Here is a 14,327-nt window from a genome sequence, read left to right as displayed (position 1 = left end):
ACCTGGGAGGCCGCTCTCCCGTGAGGAGGCCGCGTGAGTTGCCTGGGGGAGAGCCTGACTGCCCTGGTCGACGGCGAACTGGATCACGAGGAGCGTGATCGCGCGCTCGCCCATCTCGCGGGCTGCGCCCGGTGCCGGGCCGAGGCGGACATGCTGCGGCGGCTCAAGGGCCGGCTGCGGGAGCTGTCCGAGCCCGCCGCGTCCGACGGCGCCGACGACCTTCCCACCGATGACTTCGTGACCCGGCTGCGCTCGTTGGCCGGATCAGCCGAGACGGTCCCGCCGGGGCCACCCGCGCCGTCCCCGGGGGCGTCCACGAGGCTGCCGCGATCATCCCCGCGTGCGGCCAGGCCGTCCGCTGCCGCCCGTCCCCGCGACAACCGCCCGGCGGGTCGCGCCGCGGCCGCCGCCGCGCTGCGCGGCCATTCACGTCGCTACCTGGTCGTGGGCGCCGCGACGCTGTTCCTCGGGCTTGGCACCGCCTCCTACGCGGCCGGCGGGGGCGATGAGGCGCCCACCGTGACGCCCGCCTTCGACCGGTTCGCCGTTGAGCACGCGCTGACCTCAGGCGACGCGCCGATGACCGACCCGCTCACCGACCCGGTCAACCAGGTCGAGACGTCCCCCGGACCGTGATCGCGGCCACCGTCACCGGCCGGGCGCGCCGCTGCGCCCTGATGGCCGGCGGGATGGTGGGGGCGCTCGCGCTCGCCGGGGCCCTGACCGGCGACGCCGGTCCCGCCCGGGGCACGCGCGGCGACCCCGGCGCCGTGGGGCTGCTGCGCGCCGCCGCCGACGCCGCGCGCCGCGTCCCCTACGAGGGACGGCGCTTCCTGACCACCTGGAACCGGACCCGCTCCGCCACGTCGGAGGTCGGCGTGGCGCACCGTCCCGGCGAGGGCGCCCGCTATGTGTCGGCGGCGGGCACGGAGGGGTACCGCCCCGACTCCGCCGCGGGCGAGACGGCCGGCTTCACCGCCGGGACCCTGAGCCTGCTGACCCGCAACTACTCGGTCGTCCGCGCGGCGGACGCGTCGGTCTGCGGTCGCCGTGCCCGCGTGGTGGAGGCCCGCCGGGCGGACGGCAGCACCGCCGGGCGCTTCTGGCTCGATTCCGAGACCGGCCTGATGCTGCGGCGCGAGCTGGTGGACGCCACCGGCCGCAGGGTCGTCGCATCCGGGTTCACCGAGATCGATCTTGGGGTGCCGTCCGGCGGGCGGTTCCTGCTGCGCGCCGCGCCACCCGCCCGGGGCGCCGACCGCGCCGACCCCGACATGACGAATGCTCCGGCCGCCGCCCTGACGCCCTGGGAGGAGCGGCTCGACCGCAGCCAGCTCGCCGCCCTCCGCGAGGACGGCTGGCCCGTCCCGAAGAGCCTGCCCGGCAGGCTCACCCTCTACGAGGCGCGCCGCGACAACGGCACCGTCCATCTGAGCTACTCCGACGGACTCGCCGCCGTGTCCGTCTTCGTCCAGCGTGGCAGCCTGGACGAGACCCGGCTGGCCGGCTGGCAGAAGAGCGCGCGCCGGGGCCGGACGGTCTTTCGCCGCGAGGCCCTGCGGCGCTGGGCCGTGTCCGCCGAGAACGGGTACGTCTACACGGTCCTCACCGATGTCCCGCAGAGCACCGCCGAGGCGGTGGCCCTGAACCTGCCCCGCGGCGGCACACCGTTCTGGACCCGCGTGGCCAGGGGCGCCCGCCGGCTTGGCTCGGTGGTCAACCCGTTCGGCTGAGCGGGGGGCCGCGCGGTTCGTCGGTCGGTCACGGAAGGTCTTATGCTCGCCACATGCCCTGCGGGGCACGATGAGCGCGGATGACGAGAACCATGCTCGGTAGGAGAGATGGGGATGACGGAAGACAACCGCGGTCCGGGCGAGGCGCGGCCGGAGGACGACTCCGTCCCCGGCGACGAGCCTGAGCGGCAGGAGGCCGCCGCTCCCCCCGAGACGGTGGCCGACCAGGAGATTCCCCTGGAGCAGTCGGGGACGGACGCCGAACGGGAGCCCGAGTGGGGGGACGACGGCGGCTCCGACCGGCTGGTGGCCGGGGGATTCGCGCCGCCGGACGCGCAGCTCGGAGGATCCGAGCGCACCGGCCCTCCGCGCGACACCCCTCAGGACATGTTCCTCCAGGATCTGCACGACACGCCTCCGCGCGACATGGGGCCCCAGGAGGTCCCGCTCCAGGACGTGCCGCCGCGTGACATGCCGCAGCCACCGCCGCCGGTCCCGCTGGACAAGCCGATGGTGGAGGGGCCCGAGGGCCGCCCGCGGCCCGGGTTCGTCCCGCACCACCAGGACCCGCGCCTGCAGGGCTCGCCGCCGCCGTACGGCGGGTGGCCGCAGCATTCCCACCCGCAGCAGTCCCATCAGGGGCCGCCGACCATCCCTCCGGCCGGGCGCCCGGCGATGGGACCGCCGGCCGCTCCGCTGGGCCCGCCGCCCGGAGGCCCCCGTCCGATGGGCTTCGGGGGGCCGCCCGGCACCGGCCCGAACTGGGCGCCGGTGCCCGCGATGCCCTCCTCGTCCGGACGCGGCCCCGGCCTCGGCCTGCTCGCCGTCGTGGCGCTGATCGTGGCGCTTGTCGCGGGTGCGGTCGGCGCCGGGATCGGTGTCATCGCCACCGGTGATGACGATGACGGTGGCGCGGTGAGCCTCGGTGGCACCACGGGCAACGACACCAAGGTGCAGAACCGGCCGCCCGACTCGGTGGCGGGCGTCGCGCAGCGGGTGCTGCCCAGCGTCGTGATGATTCGTGTGCAGTCCTCGCAGGGCGAGGTCGGCGGTACCGGCTTCATCGTCAATGGCGGCTATGTCGTCACCAACAACCACGTCGTCGCCGGAGGCGGCAGCGGGCAGATCCAGATCGTCTTCAACGACAAGAAGACGCTGCCCGCCACGGTCAAGGGAGCCGACCCGAGCTCGGACGTCGCGGTCCTCAAGCCCGAGGGCCAGCATTCGCTGCCCGCCCTCCAGGTCGGCGACTCCGCCGCCATCGCGGTGGGTGACCCGGTGATCGCGATCGGTTCGCCGCTCGGCCTCCAGGGCTCGGTGACCACCGGCATCGTCAGCTCCCTCAACCGCGCGGTGCCCACGCAGGGCGAGGGCGGCGCGGACGCGTCCTATCTCAACGCGATCCAGACCGACGCGGCGATCAACCCCGGCAACTCGGGTGGGCCGCTGGTGGACGCGAAGGGCCGCGTGATCGGCATCAACACCGCCATCGCGACCCTCGGCGGCCAGTCGATGGGCGAGGGCCAGGGCGGCAGCATCGGCCTCGGCTTCGCGATCCCGATCAACCAGGGCAGGCGTGTCGCCGAGGAGATCATCCGGACGGGGACCGTCAAGCAGGCCAAGCTCGGGGTGCTGCCCGACCCGCGCTACCAGCAGGGCGGTGCGCGGATCCTGCCGCAGGGCGTCAACGGGCAGGACCCGGTGACCAAGAACGGCCCGGCGGACAAGGCCGGCATGAAGCCCGGCGACGTGATCACCGCGCTGGACGGCAAGCCGATCGAGGACGCCACCGACCTGATCGCCCAGATCCGCAGCCGGGCCCCCGGCGACCGGATCAAGGTGACCTACCAGCGGGGCGGCAAGGAGTCGACCGTCGAGGTGACGCTGGGCTCCGACTGAGACGCGTGCCGCCCCCGGGGTGGGGGCGGATGGTGAGGTCCGGTTCATCCGGACCCGGGATACGCTGGGGGGACCGGTCCGCGCGGGCCGGTCCCTTCGGCTGCTGTGGAGGACGGGTTGTTCGACGTCGGACTCGGCGAGATGGCCGTACTGGTCGTGCTCGCCCTGGTCATCTTCGGCGACAAGCTGCCTCAGGTCGCCGGGCAGGCGGGCCGGATGCTGCGGCAGTTCCGCGAGATGGCCAACTCAGCCAAGGCGGACCTTCAGGAGGGGCTCGGCCCGGAGTTCAAGGACTTCGACATCGCCGACCTCAACCCGAAGACGTTCGTCCGCAAGCATCTCTTCGAAGATGACGACGACACGTACGCGAGCAACGGCGGCCTCCTGGCCGACGACGCGTCCTACGCCGCCGCCGGCGGCCTGGGCTACGGCGAGCGCCCGCCCTTCGACTCCGAAGCGACGTGAATTCAGCGCCCCTTGGGAGAGATTCCTAGGGACATTCCGGCCAGGCCGCGGCTGCGGCCGGCGAGCTTGTCGGCGATGGTGCGCAGTTCCTTGGCGGCGCCGGCGTCCGGGTCGGAGAGCACCAGCGGGGTGCCGTTGTCGCCGCCCTCGCGCAGCCGCGTGTCGATCTGTACCTGGCCAAGCAGCGGAACGCGGGTGCCGAGCGTCTTCGTCAGCGCGTCCGCGACCGTCTGGCCGCCGCCGGCGCCGAAGATGTCCTGGCGCTCGCCGCAGTGCGCGCACGTCAGGTAGGACATGTTCTCGATCACACCGACGACCTGCTGGTGGGTCTGCGCGGCGATGGCGCCGGCCCGTTCGGCGACCTCGGCGGCGGCCTGCTGCGGGGTGGTGACGACCAGGATCTCCGCGGACGGCAGCAGCTGCGCGACGGAGATCGCGATGTCGCCGGTACCCGGGGGCAGGTCCATCAGCAGGATGTCCAGGTCGCCCCAGTAGACGTCGGCGAGGAACTGCTGGAGCGCGCGGTGCAGCATCGGCCCGCGCCACACGACCGGCTGGTTCCCGGCGGTGAACATGCCGACGGAGATGACCTTCACGTCATGCGCCGACGGCGGCATGATCATGTCCTCGACCTTGGTGGGCGAGTTCTGCACGCCGAGCATCCGCGGCACCGAGTGGCCGTAGATGTCGGCGTCCACCACGCCCACCCTGCGGCCCTGCGCCGCCAGCGCCGCCGCCAGGTTCACGGTGATCGACGACTTGCCGACGCCGCCCTTGCCGCTCGCCACCGCGTACACCTTGGTCAGCGAGTTCGGCTTGGCGAAGGGGATCTCCTTGGCGGGCTCGCCGCCGCGCAGCTTGGTCTGTAGACCCTTGCGCTGCTCCTCGCTCATCACGTCCAGATCCACCTGGACGGAGGTGACTCCCTCGATCTTGGAGACGGCCTCGGTGACGTTCTTGGTGATGGTGTCCTTCATGGGACATCCGGCCACGGTCAGGTAGACGCCGACGCGCACGGCGCCGTCCGCCGCGATGTCGATGTCCTTGACCATGTCGAGCTCGGTGATGGGCTTGCGGATCTCAGGATCGTTTACCGTGGCGAGCGCCGCGGTCACCTGCTCGGTCGTCAACTGGGAGGCCATGGCCCCATGGTATGAACTGGGTGGCCATGCCCGCCAATCAGGGTGTCCGCCCTCACGGGGTGTGTCCGGCCACCGTACGATCGGGTGCGTGACGACCCAGCCCAGTTCTGTAGCCGCCGGTCCCGTTTCCGCCGGTCCGGCCTCCAGCGGCCGCATCTCGGTCGCCGAGCTGACCGTCTGGCGGACCATGCTCCGCGCCCAGGTGCGGATCTCCCGCAGGTTGCAGTCCGGTCTGCTGGCCGAGCACGACCTCGCGCTGGGCTCCTACGACGTCCTCATGCACCTCGGTGAGGCGCCGGGCGGGCGGCTGCGTATGAACGACCTGGCCGACCGGGTGCTGCTGTCGCGCAGCGGCCTGACGCGCCTGGTCGACCGGCTCCAGCGGGAGGGCCTGGTCATCCGGCAGTCCTGCGCGAGCGACGCGCGGGGCCTGTACGCGGTGCTGACGCCCGCAGGCCGTGACCGGCTGACCGAGGCCACCCCCACCTACCGGCAGGGTGTCCGCGACTATGTCCTCAGCCGCCTGGACGATGACGACCTGCGCACCTTCGGGCACATCCTCGGCAAACTCGCCGACGAGCCCGAGCCCTCGCCGCCCACCCGGGTTAGTGGACCGGGCCCCGGTGGTCTTCCTTGGCGTCCAGCTCCTTGAGGATCTGCTGGAGTTCGGAGCGCAGGAAGTCCCGGGTCACGACCTCGTTCAGCGCCACCCGCAGCCCGGCGATCTCCCGGGTGAGGTACTCGGTGTCGGCGATGGAGCGCTCGTTCTGGGCGCGGTCCTGCTCGTACTGGACGCGGTCCCGGTCGTCCTGCCGGTTCTGGGCCAGCAGGATCAGCGGCGCCGCGTAGGACGCCTGGAGCGACAGCATCAGCGTCAGGAAGATGAACGGGTACGGGTCGAACCGCAGCGCGGACGGCGCCACCAGATTCCACACGATCCACACGCCGACGAACACCGTCATGTAGACGAGGAACCGGGCGGTGCCGAGGAAGCGGGCTATCCGCTCCGACAGTCGTCCGAACGAGTCCGGGTCGTAGTGGGGACGCGGTACCAGCGTGCGGCGGATCTCGCGGGGCTGGTCCAGGCGCGTGCTCATCTCGCGTGCGGTCATGTCGTCCCCTCGGTGCCCCGCAGGGCCTCTTCCTCGGGATCGGCGGTCGCCTCGGCGACGGCGTCCATCGCGGTCTCCCGCCAGTCCTCGGGCAGCAGGTGGTCGAGCACGTCGTCGATGGTCACCGACCCCAGCAGATGCCCGTTCTCGTCCACCACCGCCCCGGCGACGAGGTTGTAGGTGGCCAGGTACATTGCGACCGCCGCCAGCGACATCGTCGGGCGCAGCGGGTCCAGTTCGGTGTCCACGATGCCGCTGACCAGCGTCGGCGGCGGTTCGCGGAGGAGGCGCTGGAAGTGCACCGTGCCGAGGTAGCGGCCGGTCGGCGTCGCGGTCGGCGGCCGGCACACGTACACCTGCGCGGCCAGCGCGGGGTTCAGGTCGGGGTTGCGGATCTGGGCGAGCGCCTCGGCGACCGTCGCGTCCGGCGGGATGATCACCGGGTCGGTGGTCATCAGCCCGCCCGCCGAGTCGTCGGCGTAGGTCAGCAGCCGCCGGACCGGCGCCGCGTCCTGCGGCTCCATCAGCATCAGCAGCTGCTCACGCTGCTCGGTGGGCAGCTCGCCGAGCAGGTCCGCCGCGTCGTCTGGGCCCATCGCCTCCAGGACGTCGGCGGCCCGGTCGGCCTCCAGCTTGCCGAGGATCTCGATCTGGTCGTCCTCGGGCAGCTCCTCCAGGACGTCGGCGAGCCGCTCGTCGTCCAGCGCGACGGCGACCTCGGTGCGGCGTTTCTCGGACAGCTCGTGGACGATGTTGGCGAGGTCGGCGGGTTTCATCCGCTCGAACGCGGCGATCAGCCCGGCGGCGCCCTGGCCGTGCTCGACGGCGGAGAAGCCCTCCACGGCGTCCCAGTCCACGATCAGGCTCTCGCCGCGCCGCCGCAGCCCCGCGCCCCGGCGCAGGCCCCGGCCGCCGCGGCGGACGGCGACCTTGCCGATCAGCCAGTCCCGGGTGCGGGTCGGCTCCATCGCCACGTCCACGACGGAGACGAGCTCGCCGGTGTCCGGGAACCGGACCGTCCGGTCGAGCATCTCGGCGATGACCAATGTCTCGGACTCGCGTTTCTGGAACCGCCGCACGTTCAGCCGTCCATTGAAGATGATCGCGTCCGCCTCGATCACGGTGACCCGGGTGATCGGCAGGAACACCGGGCGGCGCGGCGCCACCTCCACCACCAGGCCGAGCACCCGCGGCGGGCGGGGCGCGAGACGCAGGGCGACCACCACGTCGCGGACGCGGCCGACCTGGTCGCCGGCGGGGTCGAACACCGCGATCCCGGCGAGCCGGGCGATGTACACCCGTGTCGGAGCTCCGCTCATGAGCAGGACATTACCCGTGATCTTGCAGCTCATCCTGGCGGCGGCGGGCGTGCGGCAGGCGTCACACCGAGGACGTGTCACACCGCGGCGGCAGGTCCCGTCCCCTTGGCGAAGGGGATCCGCGGAAGAACGGAGACGGTCATGGCGCACACCCCGCTTCGATCCGCCGCCAACGCTCCGGCAGACTGGATGATCGTGGAGGAGCCCGCAGCGATCTTCGAGGAGTACCGGAACCTGCTGTTCGCGGTGGCCTACCGGATGCTCGGCACCGCCGCCGACGCCGAGGACGCCGTCCAGGACGCATGGCTGCGCTGGTCGGCGGCGGACCGCTCGGACGTCGCCGAGCCCAGGCCCTACCTCGTCCGGATCACCACGAACATCGCGCTGGACCGGCTGCGCTCCGCGCGGGCGCAGCGCGAGACCTACGTCGGGCCGTGGCTGCCCGAGCCGATGCTCACCTCCCCGGACGCGGCCGAGGGCGCCGAGATGTCGGAGTCGGTGTCGATGGCGATGCTCGTCGTTCTGGAGACGCTGAGCCCCCTCGAACGCGCCGTGTTCGTGCTCAAGGACGTGTTCGGCTACCCCTACGCCGAGATAGCGCGGGCCCTCGACCGGTCGGAACCGTCGGTGCGGCAGCTCGGCACCCGGGCGCGCAAGCACGTCGAGGCGCGGCGGCCCCGCTTCGAGGCGCGCGGAGCCGAGCGGCGTGCCGCGACCGAGCGGTTCTTCGACGCGGTCCTGGGCGGCGACATCAACCGGCTGATGGAGGTCCTCGCCCCGGACGTGACCCTGTGGACCGACGGCGGCGGCAAGGTCCGCGCAGCGCTGCGCACCATCCATGGCGCCGACAAGGTCGGCCGCTGGCTGGCGGCGATCGTCGGCGTGCGGTACGCGGGCGTCGAGCCCGAGGACATGCGGGTCCGGCGCGTCCACCTCAACGGCGAGCCCGCGCTCATCGTGGACGGCCCGGACGGCCCGATCGGCACCGTCGTTCCAGCCCTCGACCAGAGCGGACGGATCGAGTCGATCCACGTGGTCGCCAATCCCGACAAGCTCCGCTCCATAGCGGAGGGCCGGGAACTTCCCCTGTGACGACGGCCTCAGCCGTACGTCAGCGGTCGACCTGGCGGCGCTTGCCGCCGATCATCCGCGGCGGCGGGCCCGCCGTCGTCGCCGGTGTCGGCACGGGACGGACGGTCGCGTAGGACTCCGGGGCCTGCGCCGCCTCCTCGACCGGAGTGAGCCGGACGATCCAGGACCCGGTCGCCCACCGGTCGACCTGGCCCTCGTGACCGATGGCGTTGAGCCGGCTCTTGGCGAGCTGCGGCGCGACCGCCTCCCACAGCTCGGACCCGGGCTCGACCTGCGCGCAGGCGGCGACGAACGAGACCAGCCGCCCGCCCTTGTCCTTGCTGCGCAGGATCACCGTCACGTGGTCGGCGTCCGGAAGGCCGGGCATCGGCTGCTCGCCCTCCCCACCGGTCAGCACGTAGGCCGAGCCCTCGTGCCACACGTGCCATGCGGCCCTGGGCTGCGGCAGGTCGGGCAGGTCCAGCCACAGCAGCCCCGACTTCTTGGCCGCTTCCTCCACCAGAGCCGCGTTGAGGTCACCCATGCAGGAAGCGTCTCACACCGGGGGGTTCCTGAGAACGGCGCCAGCAAGAGCAAGTATCCGCAGGTCAGCGCGTTCCGTCAGACTTCCTCGTCCACTTGTTCCAGGTCCGTCGAGTCCTTCGCGAACTGGGTAGACGAACCGGCTATGACCCTGGTTACCTCTCCAACGTCAGCAATGGGCACAAAAGGCCCTCGGCCGACATGGCCAAGGCACTCGACGATGCCCTCGACGCGGCCGGGGAGCTGGCCGCACTTCGCCCCCACCAAGGCCCCGGACCAAGCGCAGCCACAGCGACGGTCGCTCAGAGGGTGGCGCCGCAGGTACCGTGGAGTCGGGTCTTCCTCACGAGTGGGGGTTCGATGACGTGAAACGTCGCGCCGCACTCCAGATGATCGCCGCGCTCAGCGCAGGGACAGCGATCCCGCCAGGCACATTGGATCATGTCCTGTCCGGCATTGAGGAGGCGCTAGGCACTCCGTTTGACCTGGCTGACTGGGAAAGCACCGTCGATGAGTACCGCCAACTGATCGACACCCGCCCGTGGGGCGCCTTCATCCCCGATCTAACGGCCGACATCATCGCCGTGGGAGAGATCCTCAAGCGAAGGCACTCCCCGGCGACTCAAGCGGATCTGTTACGCGTGAGCGCCAGGCTTTCCGGCCTGCTGGCCGTCCAGCTAGATGACGTTGGTCAGCGCCGCGCAGCACGGACATCGTGGAGCGTCGCCCGCCGTGCTGCCACCGCTTCTGGGGATCAGGTGGTACAGGCATGGGTTCATGCGAGAGAGGCCAAGGTCGGCCTGTGGGCTGCCCGGTCTGGTGACGCCATTACGGCACTGAGTGACCAGGCCATGCGGCTCTCGGGACGAACGCACTCCGCCCCCGCTGCTATGGCGCACGCCACGAAGGTTGCGTTGGCGGCCCGCAAACGGGATGTGTCTACGACACATTCCACTCTTAAGAGCCTGAATCAGATGACCGACTCCATCGGCGGGGAGGGCTGGTCGGAGCGGAGCCTCCGTTGGTTCGAGGCCTATGCGTATGCACTGATCAACGATCCCCGCGCCGAAACGGCACTTGACAGATCGCTCGCCCTCTTCCCGCCCGAAGTTCATGATCCGGTCGCCAATCTCCAGGTCATCCGTGCGATGGTCCTCGTTCGCCAAGGCGGCACGGCCGAAGGCGTCGACCATGCCCTGTCTGTCTTTGAGGGCAGCCAACCCACCACCACCCAGCGCCGTCTCGCCGCTGAACTTCTCGCCATCTTGCCCAGCCAAGGCCGGACATTGCCCGGCGCTCAAGATCTTGGAGTGATCGCAGCCGGGACGACCGGAACAGCCAGCAGGAACATACCGCGAGCCGCTCACTAGAACGCGGGTTGACCTGGGCAGACGACACTGCGCCTGATGGGTCCGGAACGGGTCGGAGCACCCAGGCCACCTCGGTCCACTAGCCGGGGGATAGCATCCGGCGCATGCGCTCGCGACGTACCACCCTCGCCGTTCCTGCCAGCAACCCCCGCTTCATCGACAAGGCGCGGGGGCTCCCGGCGGACGAGGTCTTCCTGGACCTGGAGGACGCGGTCGCGCCGTCCGCCAAGGAGGCGGCCCGCGGAGCCGTCGTCGCCGCGCTCAACGAGGGCGGCTGGGAAGGCAAGGTCCGGGTGGTGCGGATCAATGACCTGGAGACGCCGTGGGCGTACCGGGACGTGATCGAGGTCGTCGAGGGCGCAGGCGCCCATCTGGACGCCATCATGCTGCCCAAGGCGCGGGACGCCTCCCACGTCCAGTGGCTCGACCGGCTCCTCACCCAGATCGAGCGGGCCATGGGCTTCGAGGTGGGCCGGATCGGCATCGAGGCGCAGATCGAGGACGCGCGGGGCCTGGTCGAGGTGGACGCGATCGCCGCGGCCTCGCCCCGGCTGGAGACGCTCGTCCTCGGCCCCGGCGACCTGATGGCCTCGATCAACATGAAGACCCTCGTCGTGGGGGAGCAGCCGCCCGGCTACACCGAGGGCGACGCCTACCACTACATCCTGATGCGGATCCTGATGGCCGCCCGCGCGCACGACCTCCAGGCCATCGATGGGCCGTACTTCAACGTCAGGGACGTGGACGCCTTCACCCGGGTCGCCGAGCGCGCGGCCGCCCTCGGATACGACGGCAAATGGGTGCTGCACCCGTCCCAGATCGAGGCGGGGAACGCGGTGTTCTCGCCGTCCCAGGACGACTACGACCACGCCGAGCTGATCCTGGACGCCTACGACCACTCCGTCACCGTCGAGGGGCGCGGCGCGGTCACGCTCGGCGACGAGATGATCGACGAGGCGTCCCGGAAGATGGCGCTCGTCATCGCCGCCAAGGGACGGGCGGCCGGCCTGGAGCGCACCAAGCGCTTCGAAGCGCCCGGCGGCTGACCGCGGGCACGTACGATTCGTCCCACGTACCGAAGCCGGAGTGAGGGGACACACGTGGCGGAATCCGGGGACGCGAACGGCTGGGCACCGCTCGACCCCGGCCTGTCGGGCGAGCGGCAGCGCCCGTCCGACACGCCACCGGCGCCGCAGCCCGTCCCGCCTTCTCAGCCTGCACCGCCTTCTCAGCCTCAGGCCCGGCCTCAGCAGGGGTGGGGGTGGCCGGAGCAGGAGCCCGCGCCATACCAGGGGCAGTACGGGACGCCCGGTCACACGCAGCCGGGGTACGCCCACCCCGGATACGCCCACCCCGGCTACGGTCAGCCCGGGTACGGTCAGCCCACCTACCCACAGCCCTATGGGCTGCCCGGATACCCGCACCCGATCCAGCAGGAAAAGCGCGCATGGACGGTGCCTCCGCCGCCCGGCGTTCCCTTTCACCGGATGGCGCGGACGGCGGTGCACCGCTGGTGGCGACCCCTGGTCGGGAGCCTGTCGATCATCGCGCTCGGGTTCGGGCTGGCGCTCGGGCTGTTGCTCGTCGGGTTCGTCGTCCGGCTGGCGGTCACCGGCGACCTGCCCGAGACGTCCGAGACCGACGCGGTCTTCGGTGACGAGACCGCAGACCTGGCGTTCAACCTGGCGTCGCTCGCGGTGTTCCTGCCGGTGGGGTTCCTCGCGGCGTGGGGGATCCAGCGGCGGCGACCCGGCACGCTCTCGTCGGTCGCGGGACGGTTGCGCTGGCGGTGGCTGCTGGTCTGCTGCGGCCTCTCGGTGCTGTTCTGCGTGGTGTCCTACGGGTCGTCGGTGCTGGCGAGCACCCTGATGAACGACGACTCGGGCGGGGATGAGCACTGGGTGGGCTGGGGCCGGTTCCTGGCCCCGGCGATCGTGATCATCCTGCTGGTGCCGTTCCAGGCGGCGGCCGAGGAGTACGTGTTCCGTGGGTGGCTGCTCCAGGCCGTCGGCTCCTGCACCCTGGAGACCCTCAAGGGACGGATCGGGCGCGCCCTCAGCGTCGTCTTCCGCACTCCGTGGCCGGGGATCGTCGTGGGGTCGGCCCTGTTCACCGCCGGGCACGGCTATACAGGGTGGGGCATTCTCGACATCTTCGCGTTCGGGGCGCTCGCGGCCTGGCTCACGGTCCGCAGCGGTGGCCTGGAGGCGAGCATCGCGCTGCACGTGTTCAACAACCTGATGGCCTTCCTCCTCCCGGCGGCGGTCGGGAAGCTCGACATCGAGCAGGGCGGCGTCCCCTGGCAGTACGTCGTGGCCGACATCATCCCCATGGCCCTGTACGTGGCGGTGGTCGCGTGGCTGGTGCGGCGCCGCCGGATCCAGACCGTCACGTCCGACTCCGCGGACGATCGCGGCCCGGACGCCGCGCCCGCGGACCCGGCCGTCCCTCCGGGCCCCGCAGCCTCCGCGGCCGTCGCGGGCCAGGCGGGCCCGGAGTACGTGTCATAGCACCCCCCAGGATTCCAGGGCGTCGATCAACCCGGGTGTGACGGGGAGTTCCCGCAGCTCGGCGGGTGTCGCCCAGCGCGCGTCGGACGCGTCGTCCCCGGCGCGCAGCGTCCCGCCCGTCACCGTCGCCGCGTAGTCGTGGATCTCGTAGGTGACGCCGCCGGGACCCGGCCCGACCCCGGCGGGGGGACGACCCCCCACACCCCCCGGAACGGCCACGACCACCGAGCCGATGAGCGCGCCCACCGCGACGTTCAGGCCGGTCTCCTCGCCGAGTTCCCTGGCGACGGCCGCCGCGTCGTCCTCGCCGGGCTCGACCCGCCCGCCGGGCAGCGACCACAACCCTTCGCTGGGCGGCCGCCCCCGCCGCACCAGGAGCAGCCGTCCACTCCCGTCCCGGACGATTCCGCCGACGCAGCGCACACGCATAACCCCATTTTGTCGCCCTTTTCCTCGACGGCTACCCCGCGGAGCTTGACGGGGCGGGCCATGCCCGCGCAAGGTGGGTAACCGTGATGGCGGAGCCCACGTGCCCGCGCTGTGCGGGGCCTGTGAGTGCGCCCAGCCTCTGGTCGAGTGACTGGGCCTGTGGCGTGCACGGTCCGGTGCTGCCGAGACAGCCGTCGAAGCGTCCCGGCTCCGACGGTCTGGCGGCTGTGGTCCGCGACGCGCGGGTCCCCGTCTGGACGCCCTGGCCGCTTCCGCTGGGCTGGCTGCTCACCGGTTTCGCCACCGTCGGCGACGAGCGCAGCGGCGCGCGGGCCGTCGCCGTGGCCGTCTCGGGGCCGGGCCTGCTCAGCGGCCCCGCCGACATGCTGGTGATCGCGGAGGAGCCGGGGATCGGCCTTGGCGCCCACTACGCCGGGCTGGACGGCAGCGACCCGGGCGAGGTGTTCGACGGCAGTCCGCCGCACGTGAAGCTCGACGTCAGCGGCCCCTCGGCGACCTGCGGCCACTCCGTTCCCATGTGGGCGATCGGCGCGGAACCCGACCGCGCCGTCTATGTGGGCGAGGCGATGGGCAACTGGCTGTGGACGGTCCTGTGGCCCGCCGAGGCCGGGGTCCTCATGCTGGAGGAGCAGACCCTCCTCGACTTGCGCGAGCCGGGCATGGACCTGGATCTGCCCTTTGGCGCCTACTGTCCCCGCCTCGACCTCTGACCG

General features: G+C 71.9%; 15 protein-coding genes. 10 read left to right on the top strand and 5 right to left on the bottom strand.

Translation table 11 applies throughout. From position 1 onward, the window contains the following. The first annotated feature begins 33 nt into the window (after positions 1–33). The 4 genes from AMA02S_RS44030 (at position 34) to AMA02S_RS10585 (ending at position 4,097) form a co-directional block, all read left to right on the top strand. On the top strand, positions 34–636 hold the full coding sequence (locus AMA02S_RS44030) for an anti-sigma factor family protein (RefSeq protein ID WP_067455475.1): 603 nt from the start codon (positions 34–36) through the stop codon (positions 634–636). Continuing rightward, positions 633–1,733: a MucB/RseB C-terminal domain-containing protein gene (locus AMA02S_RS10595; RefSeq protein WP_245667444.1), complete on the top strand. Its 1,101-nt coding sequence runs from the start codon at positions 633–635 to the stop codon at positions 1,731–1,733. Before AMA02S_RS44030 ends, AMA02S_RS10595 begins: the two co-directional genes overlap by 4 nt. A gap of 114 nt (positions 1,734–1,847) precedes the next feature. Beyond that, positions 1,848–3,632, top strand: coding sequence for a trypsin-like peptidase domain-containing protein (locus AMA02S_RS10590; RefSeq protein ID WP_067456960.1), 1,785 nt, complete (start codon positions 1,848–1,850; stop codon positions 3,630–3,632). Between the two features lie 117 nt (positions 3,633–3,749). Further along, positions 3,750–4,097: a sec-independent translocase gene (locus AMA02S_RS10585; protein ID WP_067456956.1), complete on the top strand. Its 348-nt coding sequence runs from the start codon at positions 3,750–3,752 to the stop codon at positions 4,095–4,097. Between the two features lie 2 nt (positions 4,098–4,099). On the opposite strand, the gene AMA02S_RS10580 is transcribed toward AMA02S_RS10585, so the two are convergent. Next, the gene (locus AMA02S_RS10580) at positions 4,100–5,239 is read right to left on the bottom strand and encodes an Mrp/NBP35 family ATP-binding protein (RefSeq protein ID WP_067455472.1); all 1,140 of its coding nucleotides are present in this window, start codon (positions 5,237–5,239) and stop codon (positions 4,100–4,102) included. Positions 5,240–5,327: 88 nt separating this feature from the next. Between AMA02S_RS10580 and AMA02S_RS10575 the strand changes: the two genes are divergently transcribed. Next, positions 5,328–5,891: a MarR family winged helix-turn-helix transcriptional regulator gene (locus AMA02S_RS10575; protein ID WP_245667443.1), complete on the top strand. Its 564-nt coding sequence runs from the start codon at positions 5,328–5,330 to the stop codon at positions 5,889–5,891. On the opposite strand, the gene AMA02S_RS10570 is transcribed toward AMA02S_RS10575, so the two are convergent. Together AMA02S_RS10570 and AMA02S_RS10565 are read right to left on the bottom strand one after the other, a co-directional pair. Next, positions 5,845–6,336, bottom strand: a complete 492-nt coding sequence (locus AMA02S_RS10570; protein WP_157430552.1) for a DUF1003 domain-containing protein — start codon at positions 6,334–6,336, stop codon at positions 5,845–5,847. The two genes, AMA02S_RS10575 and AMA02S_RS10570, sit on opposite strands and share 47 nt — an antisense overlap. An 11-nt stretch (positions 6,337–6,347) precedes the next feature. Beyond that, positions 6,348–7,670 carry a magnesium transporter MgtE N-terminal domain-containing protein gene (locus tag AMA02S_RS10565; protein WP_245667442.1) on the bottom strand — a complete coding sequence of 441 codons (1,323 nt, stop codon included), beginning with the start codon at positions 7,668–7,670 and terminating at the stop codon, positions 6,348–6,350. Between the two features lie 141 nt (positions 7,671–7,811). Here AMA02S_RS10565 and AMA02S_RS10560 point away from each other — a divergent pair, with 141 nt between their 5' ends. Further along, positions 7,812–8,762, top strand: coding sequence for an RNA polymerase sigma-70 factor (locus AMA02S_RS10560; protein ID WP_245667441.1), 951 nt, complete (start codon positions 7,812–7,814; stop codon positions 8,760–8,762). 19 nt (positions 8,763–8,781) lie between these two features. On the opposite strand, the gene AMA02S_RS10555 is transcribed toward AMA02S_RS10560, so the two are convergent. Beyond that, a complete protein-coding gene (locus AMA02S_RS10555; RefSeq protein ID WP_067455463.1) occupies positions 8,782–9,285 on the bottom strand; it encodes a hypothetical protein in 504 nt (167 codons plus the stop codon). Between the two features lie 364 nt (positions 9,286–9,649). On the opposite strand from AMA02S_RS10555, the gene AMA02S_RS10550 reads away from it, so the two are divergent. The 3 genes from AMA02S_RS10550 to AMA02S_RS10540 all read left to right on the top strand — a co-directional run bounded on the left by AMA02S_RS10550 (position 9,650) and on the right by AMA02S_RS10540 (position 13,164). Beyond that, on the top strand, positions 9,650–10,654 hold the full coding sequence (locus tag AMA02S_RS10550) for an XRE family transcriptional regulator (RefSeq protein ID WP_157430500.1): 1,005 nt from the start codon (positions 9,650–9,652) through the stop codon (positions 10,652–10,654). 104 nt (positions 10,655–10,758) lie between these two features. Continuing rightward, the gene (locus AMA02S_RS10545; protein ID WP_067455458.1) at positions 10,759–11,700 is read left to right on the top strand and encodes an HpcH/HpaI aldolase/citrate lyase family protein; all 942 of its coding nucleotides are present in this window, start codon (positions 10,759–10,761) and stop codon (positions 11,698–11,700) included. A 54-nt stretch (positions 11,701–11,754) separates the two neighbouring features. Continuing rightward, positions 11,755–13,164, top strand: a complete 1,410-nt coding sequence (locus AMA02S_RS10540) for a CPBP family intramembrane glutamic endopeptidase (RefSeq protein WP_157430499.1) — start codon at positions 11,755–11,757, stop codon at positions 13,162–13,164. On the opposite strand, the gene AMA02S_RS10535 is transcribed toward AMA02S_RS10540, so the two are convergent. Beyond that, positions 13,159–13,593 (bottom strand): NUDIX hydrolase, encoded by a 435-nt coding sequence (locus AMA02S_RS10535; RefSeq protein ID WP_067455452.1) that lies wholly within the window; start codon positions 13,591–13,593, stop codon positions 13,159–13,161. The two genes, AMA02S_RS10540 and AMA02S_RS10535, sit on opposite strands and share 6 nt — an antisense overlap. A gap of 86 nt (positions 13,594–13,679) precedes the next feature. On the opposite strand from AMA02S_RS10535, the gene AMA02S_RS10530 reads away from it, so the two are divergent. Next, the gene (locus tag AMA02S_RS10530; protein ID WP_084264968.1) at positions 13,680–14,324 is read left to right on the top strand and encodes a DUF6758 family protein; all 645 of its coding nucleotides are present in this window, start codon (positions 13,680–13,682) and stop codon (positions 14,322–14,324) included. The last annotated feature ends 3 nt before the right edge of the window (positions 14,325–14,327 follow it).

The organism is Actinomadura macra NBRC 14102, from assembly GCF_001552215.1.
Taxonomy (GTDB): domain Bacteria; phylum Actinomycetota; class Actinomycetes; order Streptosporangiales; family Streptosporangiaceae; genus Spirillospora; species Spirillospora macra.
The sequence above is the reverse complement of the archived record's forward strand: the minus strand, read 5'-3'. Positions and strand labels throughout refer to the sequence as shown.

Bases quoted from the DNA above. Each gene is read 5' to 3' on its own strand.
- AMA02S_RS10535 (WP_067455452.1), bottom strand. From the start codon at position 13,593: ATGCGTGTGCGCTGCGTCGGCGGAATCGTCCGGGACGGGAGTGGACGG.
- AMA02S_RS10565 (WP_245667442.1), bottom strand. From the start codon at position 7,670: ATGAGCGGAGCTCCGACACGGGTGTACATCGCCCGGCTCGCCGGGATC.
- AMA02S_RS10560 (WP_245667441.1), top strand. From the start codon at position 7,812: ATGGCGCACACCCCGCTTCGATCCGCCGCCAACGCTCCGGCAGACTGG.
- AMA02S_RS10545 (WP_067455458.1), top strand. From the start codon at position 10,759: ATGCGCTCGCGACGTACCACCCTCGCCGTTCCTGCCAGCAACCCCCGC.
- AMA02S_RS10590 (WP_067456960.1), top strand. From the start codon at position 1,848: ATGACGGAAGACAACCGCGGTCCGGGCGAGGCGCGGCCGGAGGACGAC.
- AMA02S_RS10570 (WP_157430552.1), bottom strand. From the start codon at position 6,336: ATGAGCACGCGCCTGGACCAGCCCCGCGAGATCCGCCGCACGCTGGTA.
- AMA02S_RS10530 (WP_084264968.1), top strand. From the start codon at position 13,680: ATGGCGGAGCCCACGTGCCCGCGCTGTGCGGGGCCTGTGAGTGCGCCC.
- AMA02S_RS10555 (WP_067455463.1), bottom strand. From the start codon at position 9,285: ATGGGTGACCTCAACGCGGCTCTGGTGGAGGAAGCGGCCAAGAAGTCG.
- AMA02S_RS10580 (WP_067455472.1), bottom strand. From the start codon at position 5,239: ATGGCCTCCCAGTTGACGACCGAGCAGGTGACCGCGGCGCTCGCCACG.